This window comes from Bradyrhizobium sp. CIAT3101, assembly GCF_029714945.1.
Taxonomy (GTDB): Bacteria; Pseudomonadota; Alphaproteobacteria; order Rhizobiales; family Xanthobacteraceae; genus Bradyrhizobium.
The window spans coordinates 6,781,745-6,798,139 of the sequence record NZ_CP121634.1 but is presented as its reverse complement, the minus strand read 5'-3'; the positions used below and the strand labels follow the sequence as shown (position 1 = coordinate 6,798,139).

The following is a 16,395-nucleotide window of genomic DNA, read 5'->3' as shown; positions in this document are numbered from 1 at the left end:
GCAAACCTCACCAATTGCGGAAGCGGCTGGGCGGGCGGTAGAGGCCGCCGGAAGCCAGCATGAGATCCTTGATCGAACGGGCCGCGAGCAGATTGCGGTCGGCGTCGAGCGGGTCGATGCCGAGATCTTCGGGGCGCTGAATCACGCCGCGCTGCCGGAGCTGCTCGACCAGCTTCGCGTCGCGCGCGCGGCCGATCTCGGTGTATCCGGCAACGCCGCGGATGGCCTGTTCGCGCTCGTCCTTGCTGCGGCACATCAGGAGGTTGGCGATGCCTTCCTCGGTGACGATGTGGGTGACGTCGTCGGAGTAGACCATCACCGGCGCGAGATCGAGCTTGAGCTCGCGTGCCAGATCGAGCGCATCGAGCCGCTCGACGAACAGCGGAGCGTTGCGCTCGCCAAAGGTCTCGCCGATCTGCACCACCAGCTTGCGGCCGCGACGCAGCGCGGCGTTGGTATCGGGATCGGCCTCGGCGCCGGCCTTGAGCCAGGGCTCGCTCGGATGGCGGCGGCCACGCGGATCGGAGCCCATGTTGGGCGCACCGCCGAAGCCGGCGATGCGGCTGGTCGTTACCGTCGAACTATGACCCTCCAGATCAATCTGAAGCGTCGATCCGATGAACATGTCGCAGGCATAGAGGCCCGCCGTCTGGCAGAACGCACGGTTCGAACGCAGCGAGCCGTCGGGGCCGGTGAAGAACACGTCGGAGCGCGCCGCGACGTAATCCTCCATGCCGACTTCCGATCCGAAGCAGTGGATCTGCTCGACCCAGCCGGCTTCGATCGCCGGAATCATCGTGGGATGCGGGTTGAGCGCGAAATGGGTGCAGACCTTGCCCTTGAGGCCGAGCTTCTCGCCGTAGGTGGGCAGCAAGAGCTCGATCGCGGCGGTGTTGAAGCCGATGCCGTGATTGAGCCGGCGCACGCCGTAGGGTGCGTAGATGCCCTTGATGGCGAGCATTGCCGTCAGGATCTGGGTCTCGGTAATGGCGGCGGGATCGCGCGTGAACAACGGCTCGACATAGAAGGGACGGCCGGCCTCGACCACGAAATGCACGAGGTCGCCGGGGATGTCGACGCGCGGCACCTTGTCGACGATCTCGGTGACCTGGGCCACGACGAGACCGTTCTTGTAGCTGGTTGCCTCGACGACGGTCGGCGTGTCCTCGGTGTTCGGCCCGGTGTAGAGATTGCCGTCCCTGTCGGCGCTGACGGCCGCGATCAGCGCGACGTTCGGCGTGAGGTCGATGAAGTAGCGCGCGAACAGCTCGAGATAGGTATGGACGGCGCCTAGCTCGATCTTGCCGCCGAACAGCATGCGCGCGATGCGCGCCGATTGCGGGCCCGAATAGGAGAAGTCGAGCCGCCGCGCGATGCCCTTCTCGAAGATGTCGAGATGCGCGGGCAGCACCACGCCTGACTGCACCATGTGCAAATCATGGACGTCCGCGGGCTCAAGGCTGGCGAGCGCCGAGGCGAGGATATCGGCCTGCTTCTGGTTGTCGCCCTCCAGGCACACCCGATCGCCCGACCGGACCACCGCCTTCAGGAACGCACCCAGGTTCGGGATCGGGACGACCTTGCCCTTGGCGTGCTGTCGGCCGGCCGCCAGGCGCTCATCGAGTGCGGCCTTTTGCATACCCCAATCGCTCATTTCGGCTCCTTGGCATGCGGGAACTGGCTTTGATGTCGCTTAATGTATGCGTATTGCCTTCCGTTGTCAATTAATGTATACGCAAATTTATAAGCGATGGATATTCGCATACACAGGAGGAAATTTATGGTGCGAATGCATACAAAGCGCCCCTGCCGGGGGAACCGCACTTCGCGCACCGAGGGGAGGCGCCCGTGACCATTTCCGGCGTTGCGCTCCTCGCGATCTGCACGCTCTTGGGTAGCCTGCTCGGCGACCTGCTGGGCGTCGCCCTCGGCGTAAAGGCCAATGTCGGCGGCGTCGGCATTGCGATGATGTTCCTGATCGCGGCCCGGCTCTGGCTGGTGCGGCACGGCCTGCTCAGCCACGGTCTCAAGACCGGCGTCGAGTTCTGGGGCAGCTTCTACATTCCGATCGTGGTCGCCATGGCCGCGCAGCAGAACGTCGTTGCTGCGGCAAAGGGCGGTCCGGTCGTCGTCATTGCCGGCGCCGGCGCGGTCGCGGTGTGTTTCGCGATGGTAGCCCTGATCGGCCGGCTCAGTGGCCCCGTCGAGACCATGGACGAGATCGAGGCCCGAGAGGCACTCGAGGCCAGCGTACCTCACTTCAAGTCCGGGAGGGTCGCATGACCATGATATCTCACGTTCTCGCCGCCAATTCGCTGATCACCGCGTTCGCCGCCGTCGGGATCCTGATGTGGATTTCCGGAGCGATCTCGAAATACCTGACCTTCGGACGCATCCACGGCTCGGCGATCGCGATCATGCTGGGTCTATTGCTGGCCTTTTTCGGCGGCATCGCCACTGGCGGTGAAAAGGGCGTCGCCGACTGGCCTGCGCTGACCGGGATCGGCCTGATGGGCGGCGCGATGCTGCGGGACTTCGCCATCGTCGCCACCGCTTTCGAGGTCGATGTCGTGCATGCGCGCAAGGCGGGATTGATCGGTGCGGTCGCGCTCGGATTGGGGACGGTCGTTCCGTTCATTCTGGGCGTTCTCGTCGCCGCAGCGTTTGGCTACACTGATGCCGAATCGCTCACGACGATCGGCGCCGGTGCGGTCACCTACATCGTCGGTCCGGTTACGGGGGCCGCGATCGGCGCGTCATCACCGGTCATTGCTCTCTCGATCGCGACCGGTGTATTCAAGGCGGTGATCGTGATGATCGGCACGCCCTTCGTTGCCGGGATGATCGGCCTCAACAATCCGCGCAGCGCGATGGTGTTCGGCGGCTTGATGGGAACGGTCAGCGGCGTTTCCGGAGGACTTGCGGCGACCGATCGTCGCCTCGTGCCCTACGGCGCATTGACCGCGACGTTTCACACGGGCCTCGGATGCCTGGTCGCACCGTCCATCCTCTACTTCGCGGTGCGCGCAATCATAGGAAGCTGAATGGCAGGTCTGTTCAAAGTTGCAGCCGAAGCAGAAGAAGACGGCGGGCTTCTCTCCGATCGCATCCGCAATGCGCTCACGGACGAGATTGCCTCCGGTGCGCTCGTCGCCGGTTCGGCTCTGGAAGAGCAGCAGCTTGCCGATCGCTTTGGAGCTTCCCGCACGCCGGTGCGGGAGGCCCTGCGCCAGCTCGTCGTCAGCGGGCTGGTCGAGGTCCGCGGCCGTCGCGGAGTTGTGGTGGCGCGGATGACGCCCGAACGCATCATGGACATGTTCGAGACCAGCGCCGAGGTGGAGGCCATGTGCGTCCGCCTCGCGACCTATCGCATGACGCCGCTCGAGCGCAGTCGTTTGATCGAGCTTCACGAGAGCTCGCTGGCGATGGTCGAGGCCAATGACGTCGATGCCTATGACGCCTTCAACCGCACCTTCCATGAATGTATCTACAGCGCGACGCACAACTCGTTCATGGCCGAGCAGGCGCAGGATGTTCGTGCGCGGCTCAGCGCGTTCCGCCGCACCCAGTTGCGGCAGGGCGATCGCATTCGCAAATCTCGCGACGAGCATGATGCCATCATGCAGGCGATCGCGGAGGGGGACGGCGACACTGCAGCGCGGCGCATGCGCGCTCACATGCTCAACGCGGCTGCCGCGCTCCGGCGCTATATCGATGATCGCCTGGGCACGGACGAGCCGATTGGTCCGACGGGTGGCTCAGGGCAGGGCTGATGAAGGCTCATCTGTTTGAAGTTCCCCGAATATCTTCGCGATGGTTCTCGTCGGGCCATCGGATGGTCCCGAGAACGCAACGCTCCGTGGATGGCGCTCGGTCGTGAAGTTCCGAGCTTGACACTGTCGAGCGAAAAGAACAGAAGTCGAACATGGCCGCCCATCACCCAGCGGCGAGCGGTGTCTGTGCCGCCCGCGCAAATCTGACCCAAGCGGGATCTCGCTGCGCCGCGCCGAGGGCTGCGCGCTGATGACGTTGCCTGTCCTGCCGCCCTACTACTACCACGACCATTTCACGGAGATGCTGAGCTTCGTCTGCGAGACCTACGGTCCGGTGCTGACCGAGGAGCATCGGGCGTTTGTCGCTCGTTTCTCGTCGTTGTCGAAAGACGCCCAGTGCCTGTTCATCCGGATGGTCAACCGCAACGGCACGGTCTTCAATCCCTCCACGTTCAAGTACACGGAGATCGCCGACCCGGTTGGCGCATTGGGGGAGCTTGGTATCGCCGGTTATGTCCGGGGCCTGATCGAACAGGATTACGCGGCGTTCATGGCCTGCCTTGCAAAGCCGGTGCTGTTCGATGGCGCCAAGGCGGCCGGCGTGAGCGATGTCCGGGCCTCATGGCCCAAGGGCAAGCTGACGGAGTATTGGCTCGCCAATCTGTCGTTCGGTACCGCATTCCAGCGCTGCGGTGGTGAGGCCTTCATCGCGCTCGGTGATACCGAGCCGCTGGAGTTTCTGCTCTATCTCTATTTCGGCAAGACCGAGAACAACCTCAAGAATTTTGCGCTACGCGACCTCGGCATCCTGCGCACCAACGATCAGGCGGATTTCAGCGCCCGGTTTGCCGACGCGGACGAGGCGAGGGCGTGCTTTCACTACGCCCGTCTGCTGCGTCACTTCGAGACCAAATCGGACGAAGCGTATCGCAATTCCGTGGCCGGCGTTCTCGGCGGTCCTGCCTGCCCGACGGATTACGCCTCGGATCTGCGGAGCCGCGCGGCCCACCGAGCGGGTCTGCACTTCGAGAAGAAGGGCGAGGCCGCGCTGGCGATCCAGCTCTACCGCGCCGGCTCCTCCGCAGAATGTCACGAGCGCCTCGCCCGTCTGCTCTACGCGGAAGGCGACAAGGACGCCGCCGAGGAGCTGCTGCGTCGCATGATCGACGATCCCGCCAGCGACGACGAATTCGTCTTCGCGAGCGATTTCTATGCCCGCAAGTTCGACGGACGCCGGACGGGACTCTGCACCGAGCTGCTGCGAGCGGGGCGAACGCTCCGGGTCGACGATACCTGGCGCGGCAATCCGGAAGCAGGACTTGCGGGCGTCTTGCGCCGGCAAGGCGTTGAGGTCTTCCACGCCGAAAACACGCTCTGGCATTGCCTGTTCGGATTGCTGTTCTGGGACGAGCTGTTCGAATCCGGACAGCTGCACAGCGGCTTCGACTGGATGCCGCATTGCCTGAAGGACAGGACCTTCGCGCAGCTCTTTGCCGGTCAAATCGAGACCAGGCTCGCAGCCGTCGCGTCGCAAGCCGCGCTCCCCCAGATTCTGCGGATCGTCGCCGCAAAGTGGGGGAAGCCGAACGGCGTGTTCGCCTGGGACCATGTCGATATCGATGCGCTGCGCGCGCTGCTTGCAGGCGCGCGTGCAACTGGCCTCGCCACGATCCTTCGCCTGATGTGCGAGGATTATCGGGCGATGCGCGATGGCTTCCCCGATCTCATGCTCGTGGCCAACGGCGCCGTCTCGTTCATGGAAGTGAAGGCCGAGGGTGACGTCATCAGGCGCAACCAGCTGACGCGGCTTCGCCAGCTCGGCAACGCCGGCATTCCCGCGGAGATCGGCCGCGCCGATTTCCGTTTCGATCCGGATCAGGACTACGTCGTCGTCGACATCGAGACCACCGGCGGCTGGACCGGCGGGGATCGCATCACCGAGATCGGCGCCGTCAGGATCCGCAATCATCAGGTCGTGGCGGAGTGGCATTCGTTGATCAATCCCCAGCGGTCGATCCCGGCCAAGATCGTCGCGTTGACCGGCATCACCAACGAGATGGTGCGGGACGCGCCATTGTTCGCGGACGTCGCGGACAGTTTCATGCAGTTCATGGGCGACGGCGTCTTCGTCGCCCACAATGTCAATTTCGATTACGGCTTCATCGCCGCGGAATATGGACGCCTCGAACGCCGTTTCCGCTTTCCAAAGCTCTGCACCTGCGCGGCCATGCGCCGGCACTACCCCGGTCACAAGTCCTACGGGCTTGGCAAGCTCACGAGGGCGTTCAATATCGAGCTCAAGAACCATCATCGCGCGCTGTCCGATGCGCGCGCTGCGGCTCACCTCCTCAATTTGATCAATGCAAAGCGTGATGAGGCGGGAAGCAGGTCAGAAGAGATTGCGGCCTGATCCCGGACCGCGAGGGCCTTACTCACGGCTTCCCAATCGTTGTGCCCGCTCGATCAGTCTGCGTGCGTTACGATAGGTCGGTACTTCGACCCAAAGCCCGTCGACCAGGGCGCGGTCTTCGCCGCGCTTGCGTGCGGCATCGAAGCCCGCGACGATCGCGCGCGCACGTGCAAGCTCCTCCGCGCGAGGGGTAAAGACTGCGTTCAACGCCGTCGCGTGCGCGGGACGCACCAGGGACTTGCTACGATAGCCCAGGCGACGCGAGAGCGCCGCCTCGCGGACCGCGCCTTCGACGTCGCTGAACGTGTAGGGAGCATCGATCGGCTCGATGCCGGCGGCGCGCGCCTCCAGGATGAAGCGGCGGCGGGCGTAATCCAGTTCGACCGCGTCGGTGCTGCGTTCGGCGCACAGATCGTTGGCGAGGTCTTCCGCTCCCAGCAAGGCGCACCGGATGCGGGGGCTTGCCGCGGCGATCGCGCGGACCTCGACCACGCCGAGCGCCGTTTCGCAGACCGGCAGGATTTCGGTGCTGCCGGCCGTCATGCTGAGCTCTCGCTCCCAATGCGTGATCGCTGCATCGAGCGCGTGCATCTGCGCCGCCCTGTCGCTCATCGGATAAGCGATCACGTCGGGCTGCGCCTTCATGGCGGCGGCGAGATCGATCGTGCCGTCCGTCTCCAGTGCATTGATCCTGATCGCCGCAATGCAGCCGCGGTTGCGACAATCCCCGACAAAGCGCGCCAGCAGGTCGCGCGCGTCGCTGCGTCGCTCCGGCGGCGTAAAATCCTCGAGATCGACGATGAGGGCATCGGCCCCGGCATTCAGCATGCTCTCGTGGGCCGCGCGATCGGCGCCCGGGCCGAACAGCCATGTGCGGCGAAGGTCCGGATCAAGCATGGCATCCGCCTGTCGCGCAAACGCCGTCCTGCCCGGATTCCAGCGTCGTATCCGGCGGCAAGCCCTCGCAGACGAGCGCCATGATCTCGGCGCCGAGCTGCAAGTCCTGGATATGCCCAAACACATGCCGACGAAGCTGGCCGTCACGATCGAACAGCAACATCGTCGGTGTTCCCTGGAATCCGTAACTCCGCATGGTCCGCGGGACGTCGGTGCCGTCGGGTGCATCGACGGCAACGGGAAACCGGATCTGGTACTCGTGCAGGAAGACGCGCAGCGCGTTCGGCCCCATGGCATCGTGGTGCTCGAACACGCTGTGCAGGCCGATCACGGCGACATCCGACGATTTGAACGTCGCCGCGACGCGCTGAGCCTGCGGAAGGCTGTTGGCAACGCAACCCGGACAGAGCATCTGGAAGGCGGTCAGCATCACGATCCGGCCACGCAATGCGGCGAGCGACAACGGCTCGGGCGTATTGAACCACTCCGTGGTTTGCCATTCCTTCGCCGGTTCGGCGCTCGCCATATGATCTGTCCTCGTCATCAGTCCCGTATGTAGCACGATTTGGGTCGTATCAGATGCCGAAGGTCAGTTGCGGCTCCGCGTCGTCGCCGAGCTGGAGGGACGACAGCGATACGCCGAGCAGCCTGACGCGCTTCGGCAGCGGCATCTCGACTTCGAGCAGGCCGCAGGCCAGCCGCTCCAGCTCGTCCCGGCCTGCGACCGGCGTAGGGGCGGACCTGCTGCGTGTGATGATCTCGAAGTCGGCGAACTTGATCTTCAAGGTGACGGTGCGGCCGCGGCTGCCGGTGGTCTCGCAATGGCGCCAGACCTTGTCGACGAGGGGCCGAAGCTCGGCGACCAGCACGTCGAATTCGCCGAGATCGGTCGAGAATGTGGTTTCCGCACCGATCGATTTGCGGATCCGGTTGGCGCGCACCGGCCGTTCGTCGACGCCGCGCGAGATCCAGTAATAATAGGCGCCCGACTTGCCGAAGTTCGCGTTCATGAACTCGAGCGTCTGGTGGCGGATGTCGAGACCGGTGAACAGGCCGAGTGCGTTCATCTTCGCACCTGTCGCCGGTCCGATCCCATGAAACTTGCCGACGGGCAGCGTCTCGACAAAGGCGGGTCCCATCTCCGGCGAGATCACGAATTGTCCGTTGGGCTTGCGGTGATCGGAGGCGAGCTTGGCCAGGAACTTGTTGTAGGAAATGCCCGCCGAAGCGTTGAGGCCGGTCTCGGCCTTGATCTTCTCGCGGATCCGCAGCGCGACGTCGCGTGCGAGCGGGATGCCCTGCAGGTTCTCCGTCACGTCGAGATAGGCCTCGTCGAGGGACAGGGGCTCGATGATCTCGGTGTGCTCGGCGAAAATCTCGCGGATCTGCCGGCTGATCGCCTTGTAGACCTCGAAGCGCGGCTTCACGAAGATCAGGTCGGGACATTGCCGCTTCGCGGTCACCGACGCCATTGCGGACCGAACGCCGAATTTGCGCGCTTCATAGCTCGCCGCGGCAACCACGCCGCGCTCGGCCGACCCACCGACGGCGACGGGCTTGCCGCGCAGCTCCGGATTGTCGCGCTGTTCCACCGATGCGTAGAAGGCATCCATGTCGATGTGGATGATCTTGCGGACGCGCGTCGCGTCGCCTTCCACGGTCCCGGATTCTCTCATGCGCGGATGATACAATCGGCTCGAGGGAATCGCGAGGTGGCGCGGCCCGTTTCCGGTGACAGGGTTGGCCGCTCCTTCCCCGTGACGATGAGGACACATCTGATGCTTCTACCCGCCGCGATATTGACGTAAAGACTGGAGGGAGAGGATTTAAGATGGCAAAGACGACCGAGAAGAAGCTTCCCGCCCTTGAGGGCGTCTCCGCGGCTGAACGCGCGCTTGCCGTGCTCACGGCTTTCCGTCGCGGCGATGGAGCCCTGAGCTTGGCTGAACTGGCCGAGCGGACGGGTCTGGTCAAGAGCACCATCATGCGGCTTGCTTTGTCTCTCCAGCGCTACCGGTTGATCGCGCGCCTTCCGGATGGTTCTTACCGATTGGACGCGGAAACGCTTCGCCTCGGGACTGCCTATCAGCAGGCCTTTCGTCTCTCTGATCATATCATGCCCGTGCTCGAGCATTTGACAGCGAAGACCGGCGAAACGACCTCCTTTTACGTCCGGAACGGCGACGAGAGACTTTGCCTGTTTCGTGTCGAGAGCACGAACCGAATTCGAATGACGGTGCAACCTGGCGATAGCCGCCCGATGGACAAAGCCGCCATCGCGCAGACATTGCGACGATATGAATCCGGACCACCGGGGCCCAACGACGAACTGCCGCTGTTCACGTCGGGAGTGACGGACCTTCACGCTGCAGCGCTGGCCATGCCCGTCTTCGGTGTCGGAGACAAGCTGGTTGGTGCGCTGGCTATCTCCGGTCCGGTGAGCCGGCTGACATCCGCGAGAGCGGAGCAGGTCAAGGGCGCGCTGGTCGAGGCGGCAACCAAGCTGACGATTGCATGCGGCGGAACCGTGCCGCCCGCCTTGGCGAAGAGTTCTCGCAAACGGGTCGCCGACGCGTCATCGTAAAACGAAACGCCATTTCATTTTACTTGCGACTGGCCGCCCCGCCGGCTTATAATTCTCCCAACAAGACGTGGGAGGATGACGTCGTGCCTTCAGCATCGCTTACGCGAAGGGCCGCTTTGATGGGCCTGTCCGTGGCTGCTCTTTCAAGGGGAATGGCGCGGGCGGACGAGGTTCGCTGGTCGAGCGGCGCCGAGAAGCCGCGATTTCTCGCGCCGCCGGGGGCAACGGACTGCCACTTCCATACCTATGACAAGAATTATCCCGTCATAAAGAATGCCACGCTCCTGCCCGACGACGCGCTGCCCGATGACTATCGCGCGCTTCAACGTCGTATCGGCACCAGCCGAGGCGTGATCATTCAGCCGTCGACCTATGGAACGGACAATCGGTTACAGATCGCATCCCGAAAAGCGCTCGGCACGGAAAACTTCCGCGTCGTTGCGGTGGTGGCGGAGGACGTTTCGGACGCGGATTTGAAGCAGCTTGGCGAGCAGGGTGTCTGCGGCGTCCGTTTCAATCTCGCCTATCCCGGCGTGCTGACGTTTGCCTCATTGAAGATCCTGGCGCCGAAGCTTGCTGATCTCGGCTGGCATTGCCAGTTCAACATCCGGCCCGATCAGCTCGAAGACAACGCCGCGCTGCTTCAGTCGCTGCCGACAAAGCTGGTGTTCGATCACCTGAGCCAGGTGCCGCAACCGGCGGGCCTTGACAGCAAGGCCTACAAGATCACGCGCGAACTGATCGATCGCGGAAAAACGTGGGTGAAATTGTCCGGGCCCTACGTGACCACGAAAAAGGGGCCACCTATGTTTGAAGATGCAGGGGCGGTGGCCGCTGCGTACGCAAAGGCTGCGCCCCAGCGAATGGTGTGGGGCAGTGACTGGCCGCATCCCTCGGAGAAGGAGCACAAGCCAAATGACGCGCAGCTCTTCGATCTCTTCCACGATTGGGTCGGCGGCGATGCCGTCTTCAAGCGCATTCTCGTCGACAATCCCGTCGAGCTTTACGGCTTCGCGCCGTTGTCAAAATGACGTTCTTCAGCCCGCCGCGCAGAATTGAAACGACCGTGTTCACCCGACTTCCGGAGCATTTCCGGAAGCCTCGCCGCACCGTCTGGGCAGACGCCAATCAGGGTGGTCGGGCGATCGATTCGTTTCTGGAAGGTCCATCGTTTGACCGCCAAGGTCGTCTCTACGTCACCGATATTCCATACGGGCGCGTCTTCCGGGTGTCTCCGCAAGGAGATTGGGAGCTCGTGTCCGAGTACGATGGATGGCCGAACGGATTGAAGATCCACCGCGACGGAAGGATCTTCATCACGGACTACAAGCGCGGGATCATGCTGCTCGATCCAGCGAGTGGTGCCGTGACGCCGTTCATGGAGACGGCCGCCAGCGAGAGCTTCAAGGGTGTCAACGATCTCGTCTTCGCGCCATCCGGCAATCTCTATTTCACCGACCAGGGCCAGACCGGGATGCACGATCCGACGGGGCGGGTCTGGAAACTGACGCCTGACGGTCGGCTCACCTGCCTGGTCAACACGATCCCCAGTCCGAACGGGATTGTGGTCGATCAAGAGGAAAGCTTCCTGCTCGTCGCGGTGACGCGCGCGAACCAGATCTGGCGTGTGCCATTACCCGCAAGTGGCTTGACCACCAAGGTCGGAATATTCTCGCATTTGCATGGAGGCCCGGGAGGCCCCGACGGACTCGCTTTGGACCGCGGCGGCAATCTGCTGATCTGTCACACCGGTTTCGGTTCCGTATGGCGGCTTTCACCTCTGGCTGAACCGCTGGACAGGATTGTGTCTTGCGCGGGTGTCGGCACGACCAATCTCGCTTTTGGCGGACCCGGGCAAAGCAGCCTCTTCATCACCGAGAGCCGCACCGGAACGCTGCTACGCGCTGAGCTCGAGCTTCCCGGCCAGCAAATGTTCTCGCACATCGAATAGGGGCCGCGGGCGCCCCGGGGCGCCAGCCTCGGGTTCCCGTCACGCGCAGCATCGCGGCGACAGCATCTCGGTGCACATGAATAAAATGAAACGCCGTTTCAAAATTCTTGATCCCTGGCCGGGATTGAGGTATCCAGCCAAAAAATAAGAGCCGCGACAGACCGGCGATTTTGGAGGACCCCGAATGGCAATGGCCCCCGCGGCGTCGGTTGGCACCGAGTTCACAGTTGAGCAGCAGCGGATCCTTTCCAAGGTTCTTTGGCGGATCGTTCCTTTCCTGCTGCTCTGTTACTTCGTGGCCTATCTCGATCGGGTGAACGTCGGCGTCGCAAGCCTGACGATGAACCAGGACCTCGGCATCTCCCCATCGCAATTCGGCTGGAGCGCCGGCCTGTTTTTCTTCGGCTATTTCCTGGCCGAGATTCCGAGCAATCTGGCGCTGCAAGCGCTTGGCGCCCGCAAGTGGATCGCCCGGATCCTGATCACCTGGGGCATCATCTCGGCTGCGACGGCATTCGTGGTCGGCCCCGTGAGTTTCGGCGCGATGCGTTTTCTGCTTGGTCTTGGCGAGGCGGGCTTCACGCCGGGCGTGTTTCTCTATTTCACCTACTGGTTCCCGGCGCGCGTCAGAGGTACCGCAACAGCCGCTTTCCTGCTCGGCATCCCCATCGCCAACATCATCGGTGCGCCGATTTCGAGCTCGCTTCTGACGCTTGACGGCATCGCCGGCCTGCATGGATGGCAGTGGCTCCTCATCATCGAAGGTCTGCCCGCGACCCTTCTCGGGTTCGCATGCCTTTTCACTCTCACCGACAGGCCGGAGGAGGCGAAATGGCTGACCGCGGAGGAGCGTAGCTGGCTGGTCCAGGTGCTTGCGGCAGAACGCCAGGCGATCGCGGCCAGGCACTCGTCTACGCTGAAGGATGCCTTCACGAACTGGCGCGTCATGGTCTGCGCGGTTGTCAACTTCTGTGCCATCATCGGCTCGGTCGGGCTTGGCCTGTGGATGCCGCAGATCATCAAAGGGCTCGGCTTCGGCATCGTTGCCGTCGGATTCATCGCCGCCATTCCCTATGTGTGCGGTGCTGTAACCATGATGTTGTGGGCACGTCTCTCGGATCGGGGAGGCGACCGAAGCTGGTTTGTCGCTTCTGCGCTGCTGTTCGGTGCGTTGGCACTGGTTGTCTGCGGCTATGCGACGTCGTCGGCGCTGATCTCCATCCTCGCGCTCTGCGGCGCCGTGATCGGGATCATGTGTTACCAGTCGACGTTCTGGCCGATCCCGTCGAGCTTTCTCACCGGCCGCGCGGCCGCCGGCGGGCTCGCGATCATCGTCTCGGTCGGCAATCTCGGCGGCTTCGTCGGACCCTATCTCATTGGCGCCATCAAGCAGTCGACGGACAGCTTTTCATGGGCGCTGATCTCGGTCGCGGCGTTTCTAGCATTGGCCGCCATCCTCATCCGGGTGGTCGGCATCTCTCTCCAGCATCAGGTCGGGGCGGCCGATACCTGCGTCAGTCCGGCCGCAAGCCTCTCGAAGGGAACTTAAATGAGCGATCAGCAGCAATTCCGCCTGGGTCTCGTCGGCTACGGCGAGATCGGCAGCACCATCGGCAATGGGCTGCGCAAAGCGGGCCTCGAGCAGGTCTTCAGCTACGACAAATATGCCTTCGATGGTCCCTACGCCGATCTGATCCAGAGCAGGGCCAGAGCAGCCGGCGTCACGCTGGTCAAGTCGAACAGGGAATTGGCGGATGCAGCCGAACTGATCTTCAGCGTCACGCCTGGCTCCGCGTCGCTGGAAAGCGCGGCGTCGTTCGCGCCCGTGCTCGATGGCCGCCACACCTTCCTCGATTTCGCATCCGCTACGCCGAAAGTGAAGTACGGCGTGGCAGAGCGGCTCGCCAAGACAGGGGCCGTGCTTGGCGACGGGTCCATCATGGGAACGTCCCAGATGGGTTACACCATGCACATGCTGTCGAGCGGTCCCGCCGGTCGGCGCGTCGTCGACCTGCTCGTGCCCTGGGGCATGAGCATCGAATATGTCGGCGAGAAGCTGGGCACGGCGTCGGGCATCAAGATCCTTCGCTCGGTGCTCATCAAGGGCATCGAGGCCCTGATTGACGAGATGTTGCTCGCCGCCGGCTCCTACGGTCTCGATGAGGCGGTGCTGGCGTCAGCCTCCAAGACCTTGACCCGCCCGTTCATGGACACGGTTGCAAGTCTGATCCCGTCCGGCGTGATTCACGCGAAGCGACGGACCGAAGAGGTCGAGATGGCCGCCGAGGCGGTCGCCGACGCCGGTATCGAGCCGCTCATGGCGCGCGCGACGGTTGAGCGTCTTCGCTGGAAGCAGAGCCTCGGTCTCAAGGAACATTTCAACGGTGTCATTCCGGCCAATTACAAGATCGCGGTCGAAGCGATGGTGGCCAAGATGAATGCCAATGCGAAAGCGGCAGAATAGCCGCGCGAAAAGGGAGACGACCGTGACGGGAGTTGTTTCAAGCGTTGAGGATATTGAGAAAGTCACGATGCGCAGGGTGATCCTGCGCCTCGTTCCGTTCCTGATGGTCTGCTACTTCTTTGCGCTGCTCGATCGCGTCAATGTCGGCTTCGCCGCGTTGCAGATGAACAAGGATCTTGGGCTTACGCCGTCGATGTTCGGTTTCGCTGCGAGCCTGTTCTTCGTCTCCTATTTTCTGGTTGAGGTGCCAAGTAACCTCGCACTGCAAAAGGTCGGCGCGAGACGCTGGATCGCCCGCATCATGATCAGCTGGGGCCTGATCACGGCCTGCATGGCCTTCGTCGTCGGGCCGTACTCGCTCTACGCCATGCGCTTCCTCCTCGGTGCGGCGGAAGCAGGCTTCTTCCCCGGCGCGATCCTGTATCTGACCTACTGGCTCCCGTCTCCGTACAGGGCGCGTATCCTCGCCATTTTCACGATCTCGATCCCGCTAGCGACCTTCCTGGGGTCACCTCTGTCGGTTGGTCTGCTTGAGCTCGATGGCGCTCTCGGCCTCCGCGGATGGCAATGGCTCTTCATTCTTGAGGGATTGCCGACCGTGCTGCTCGGTCTGGCGTGCTTGTTTATGCTGACCGATAAGCCGGCGCAGGCGTCATGGCTCACGCCAGAGCAGCGCGACTGGTTGAACGGACGCATGGAGGCGGAGGCCGCGACGCGCAAGCCCATCGGGCATCTCTCGCTCTGGCAGCTCGCGACCAACAAGTATTTCCTGATCATGGCCTTGGTCTGCTCGAGCGCTTCGGCGACAGGGAGCGTGCTGTCCGTGTGGCAACCGCAGCTGCTGAAGTCGTTCGGCCTCACGAATCTTCAGACCGGCTTCGTCAATTCGATCCCCTATGGCGTTGCCATCGTGCTCATGGTGCTGTGGGGACGACACTCGGACAAGACCGCCGAACGCCGTTGGCACACGGCGATTCCGTTGCTGCTTGCCGCCGCTGGATTCACCGGTTTGGGACTGTCCGGCGCCGCCATCGTGCCGACGGTCGTCATGGTTTCGTGCTGCCTGGTGGGGGCCTATGCGTTCAAGGGGCCGTTCTGGGCGCTTTCGGCAAGCTGGTTGTCGAGCAGCACACTCGCAGCCGGGCTCGCCGGCATCAACGCGATCGCCAATCTCATCGGTGGCGGTTTGATGGTGAACGTGGTCGGCGTCACCAAGGAGTGGACCGGCAGCTTTGTGCTCGGGATGTTGCCCCTGGCCTTGCTTTGTGCCGTAGCGTCAGTCTGCGTGCTTATGCTTGGCCGCGGCGCGACGCGCTCGGCTGCGGATATGGCGACGGTGAAGCCGTGATCGCGCCAGGCAATCCACGCGAACACGTGCTGACGCGGCGTGGCGTGCTCGCCGGGATGCTGGTCTATGGCACGGCTGCCTGGGCCGGCGGCGTCGAGCAGGCTGTCCCCAACACCACGGGATCGGCGCCGCCACGTCTGAATGTGCCGGCGGACGCCTGTGACTGCCATCATCACATCTACGACGGGAGATTTCCGGTATCGCCGCACTGGAAACAGGGCTTTCCGCCGGGAGCAACGGTCACCGATTATCGGTTGCTGCGCCGCCGCCTTGGCACGACGCGCAGTGTCGTCGTGCAGCCGTCGACATACGGTATCGACAATCGCTGTCTCGTGGATGCGCTGGGTCAGCTCGGCTCTTCCTCCCGCGGTGTCGCTGTCGTCGACACTGACGTCAAGGACGAGGAACTGCAGGCGCTGGCGGACGCCGGCGTCCGGGCGATCCGTGTCAATTTCGTATCGCCTCAAACCTGGGGGACCACAACTCCGGACATGCTGGCGACCCTCGCGAAGCGGGTGGCCGCATTCGGCTGGCACGTCCAGATCCTGATGACGGCGGATCAGATTGTCGCGCACGAGAGCGTGATCCGCGTGCTGCCGACCAAGGTCGTTATCGACCATCTCGGACGCATTCCTCAGCCGGACGGCGTCCGGCATCCGGGTTTTGCCGCGGTGCGCCGATTGCTGGACGAGGGGCGCACGTGGGTGAAGGTCACCGAGCCCTATGAAGACAGCAAGCTCGGGCCTCCATATGCCGATGCGAGCGAAGTGGCGCGCGCATATGTGCAGGCGGCGCCGCAGCGCATATTGTGGGGCACCGATTGGCCGCACCCGACCCAGCGCGGGACCAAGCCGGATGATGCCCTGCTGGTCGATCTGTTGGCGGAATGGGCGTCGGATGATGCAACGCGCCAGCGTATCCTGGTCGAAAACCCGGCCGAGCTGTTCGGTTTCTAGAGCCGGCTCCGA

General features: G+C 63.4%; 15 protein-coding genes. 11 read left to right on the top strand and 4 right to left on the bottom strand.

The features are described 5' to 3' along the window. Positions 1-7: 7 nt before the first annotated feature. Positions 8-1,654 carry a malonate decarboxylase subunit alpha gene (mdcA, locus tag QA645_RS31900; protein WP_283045242.1) on the bottom strand — a complete coding sequence of 549 codons (1,647 nt, stop codon included), beginning with the start codon at positions 1,652-1,654 and terminating at the stop codon, positions 8-10. A gap of 194 nt (positions 1,655-1,848) precedes the next feature. Between mdcA and madL the strand changes: the two genes are divergently transcribed. From madL to QA645_RS31880, 4 genes are all read left to right on the top strand, one after another. Next, positions 1,849-2,283, top strand: a complete 435-nt coding sequence (madL, locus tag QA645_RS31895) for a malonate transporter subunit MadL (RefSeq protein ID WP_283045241.1) — start codon at positions 1,849-1,851, stop codon at positions 2,281-2,283. Then, positions 2,280-3,044: a malonate transporter subunit MadM gene (gene madM, locus QA645_RS31890; RefSeq protein WP_283045240.1), complete on the top strand. Its 765-nt coding sequence runs from the start codon at positions 2,280-2,282 to the stop codon at positions 3,042-3,044. Before madL ends, madM begins: the two co-directional genes overlap by 4 nt. Beyond that, on the top strand, positions 3,045-3,773 hold the full coding sequence (locus tag QA645_RS31885; RefSeq protein WP_283045239.1) for a GntR family transcriptional regulator: 729 nt from the start codon (positions 3,045-3,047) through the stop codon (positions 3,771-3,773). Between the two features lie 250 nt (positions 3,774-4,023). Beyond that, a complete protein-coding gene (locus tag QA645_RS31880) occupies positions 4,024-6,183 on the top strand; it encodes an exonuclease domain-containing protein (RefSeq protein WP_283045238.1) in 2,160 nt (719 codons plus the stop codon). 18 nt (positions 6,184-6,201) lie between these two features. Here the strand turns inward: QA645_RS31880 and QA645_RS31875 are convergent, their stop codons facing one another. Genes QA645_RS31875 through dinB form a run of 3 tightly spaced genes read right to left on the bottom strand, consistent with a single transcriptional unit; the run spans position 6,202 to position 8,756 of the window. Beyond that, on the bottom strand, positions 6,202-7,080 hold the full coding sequence (locus QA645_RS31875) for a CoA ester lyase (protein ID WP_283045237.1): 879 nt from the start codon (positions 7,078-7,080) through the stop codon (positions 6,202-6,204). Next, on the bottom strand, positions 7,073-7,606 hold the full coding sequence (locus QA645_RS31870; RefSeq protein ID WP_283045236.1) for a redoxin domain-containing protein: 534 nt from the start codon (positions 7,604-7,606) through the stop codon (positions 7,073-7,075). The genes QA645_RS31875 and QA645_RS31870 overlap by 8 nt, the downstream gene beginning before the upstream one ends. 49 nt (positions 7,607-7,655) lie before the next feature. Continuing rightward, the gene (gene dinB, locus QA645_RS31865; RefSeq protein ID WP_283045235.1) at positions 7,656-8,756 is read right to left on the bottom strand and encodes a DNA polymerase IV; all 1,101 of its coding nucleotides are present in this window, start codon (positions 8,754-8,756) and stop codon (positions 7,656-7,658) included. A gap of 155 nt (positions 8,757-8,911) precedes the next feature. Between dinB and QA645_RS31860 the strand changes: the two genes are divergently transcribed. The 7 genes from QA645_RS31860 to QA645_RS31830 all read left to right on the top strand — a co-directional run bounded on the left by QA645_RS31860 (position 8,912) and on the right by QA645_RS31830 (position 16,383). After that, positions 8,912-9,664 carry an IclR family transcriptional regulator gene (locus tag QA645_RS31860; protein ID WP_254192483.1) on the top strand — a complete coding sequence of 251 codons (753 nt, stop codon included), beginning with the start codon at positions 8,912-8,914 and terminating at the stop codon, positions 9,662-9,664. After that, on the top strand, positions 9,595-10,695 hold the full coding sequence (locus QA645_RS31855) for an amidohydrolase family protein (protein WP_283045234.1): 1,101 nt from the start codon (positions 9,595-9,597) through the stop codon (positions 10,693-10,695). Before QA645_RS31860 ends, QA645_RS31855 begins: the two co-directional genes overlap by 70 nt. Next, on the top strand, positions 10,692-11,615 hold the full coding sequence (locus QA645_RS31850; protein WP_283045233.1) for an SMP-30/gluconolactonase/LRE family protein: 924 nt from the start codon (positions 10,692-10,694) through the stop codon (positions 11,613-11,615). Before QA645_RS31855 ends, QA645_RS31850 begins: the two co-directional genes overlap by 4 nt. 184 nt (positions 11,616-11,799) lie before the next feature. Next, positions 11,800-13,164: an MFS transporter gene (locus tag QA645_RS31845; RefSeq protein WP_283045232.1), complete on the top strand. Its 1,365-nt coding sequence runs from the start codon at positions 11,800-11,802 to the stop codon at positions 13,162-13,164. Then, the gene (locus QA645_RS31840; protein ID WP_283045231.1) at positions 13,165-14,079 is read left to right on the top strand and encodes an NAD(P)-dependent oxidoreductase; all 915 of its coding nucleotides are present in this window, start codon (positions 13,165-13,167) and stop codon (positions 14,077-14,079) included. A 67-nt stretch (positions 14,080-14,146) separates the two neighbouring features. Beyond that, entirely contained in the window at positions 14,147-15,427 is a 1,281-nt protein-coding gene (locus QA645_RS31835; protein WP_283045230.1) for an MFS transporter, read from the top strand. Next, complete coding sequence (locus tag QA645_RS31830; RefSeq protein WP_283045229.1) at positions 15,424-16,383, top strand: amidohydrolase family protein; 960 nt, start codon at positions 15,424-15,426, stop codon at positions 16,381-16,383. Before QA645_RS31835 ends, QA645_RS31830 begins: the two co-directional genes overlap by 4 nt. The last annotated feature ends 12 nt before the right edge of the window (positions 16,384-16,395 follow it).

What these genes read in the sequence shown, in the direction of transcription:
- QA645_RS31885 (WP_283045239.1), top strand. Translation starts at nt 3,045, where the DNA reads ATGGCAGGTCTGTTCAAAGTTGCAGCCGAAGCAGAAGAAGACGGCGGG.
- QA645_RS31855 (WP_283045234.1), top strand. Translation starts at nt 9,595, where the DNA reads ATGCGGCGGAACCGTGCCGCCCGCCTTGGCGAAGAGTTCTCGCAAACG.
- QA645_RS31860 (WP_254192483.1), top strand. Translation starts at nt 8,912, where the DNA reads ATGGCAAAGACGACCGAGAAGAAGCTTCCCGCCCTTGAGGGCGTCTCC.
- madM (WP_283045240.1), top strand. Translation starts at nt 2,280, where the DNA reads ATGACCATGATATCTCACGTTCTCGCCGCCAATTCGCTGATCACCGCG.
- QA645_RS31875 (WP_283045237.1), bottom strand. Translation starts at nt 7,080, where the DNA reads ATGCTTGATCCGGACCTTCGCCGCACATGGCTGTTCGGCCCGGGCGCC.
- mdcA (WP_283045242.1), bottom strand. Translation starts at nt 1,654, where the DNA reads ATGAGCGATTGGGGTATGCAAAAGGCCGCACTCGATGAGCGCCTGGCG.
- QA645_RS31835 (WP_283045230.1), top strand. Translation starts at nt 14,147, where the DNA reads ATGCGCAGGGTGATCCTGCGCCTCGTTCCGTTCCTGATGGTCTGCTAC.
- QA645_RS31870 (WP_283045236.1), bottom strand. Translation starts at nt 7,606, where the DNA reads ATGGCGAGCGCCGAACCGGCGAAGGAATGGCAAACCACGGAGTGGTTC.
- dinB (WP_283045235.1), bottom strand. Translation starts at nt 8,756, where the DNA reads ATGAGAGAATCCGGGACCGTGGAAGGCGACGCGACGCGCGTCCGCAAG.
- QA645_RS31840 (WP_283045231.1), top strand. Translation starts at nt 13,165, where the DNA reads ATGAGCGATCAGCAGCAATTCCGCCTGGGTCTCGTCGGCTACGGCGAG.
- QA645_RS31845 (WP_283045232.1), top strand. Translation starts at nt 11,800, where the DNA reads ATGGCAATGGCCCCCGCGGCGTCGGTTGGCACCGAGTTCACAGTTGAG.
- QA645_RS31880 (WP_283045238.1), top strand. Translation starts at nt 4,024, where the DNA reads ATGACGTTGCCTGTCCTGCCGCCCTACTACTACCACGACCATTTCACG.
- QA645_RS31850 (WP_283045233.1), top strand. Translation starts at nt 10,692, where the DNA reads ATGACGTTCTTCAGCCCGCCGCGCAGAATTGAAACGACCGTGTTCACC.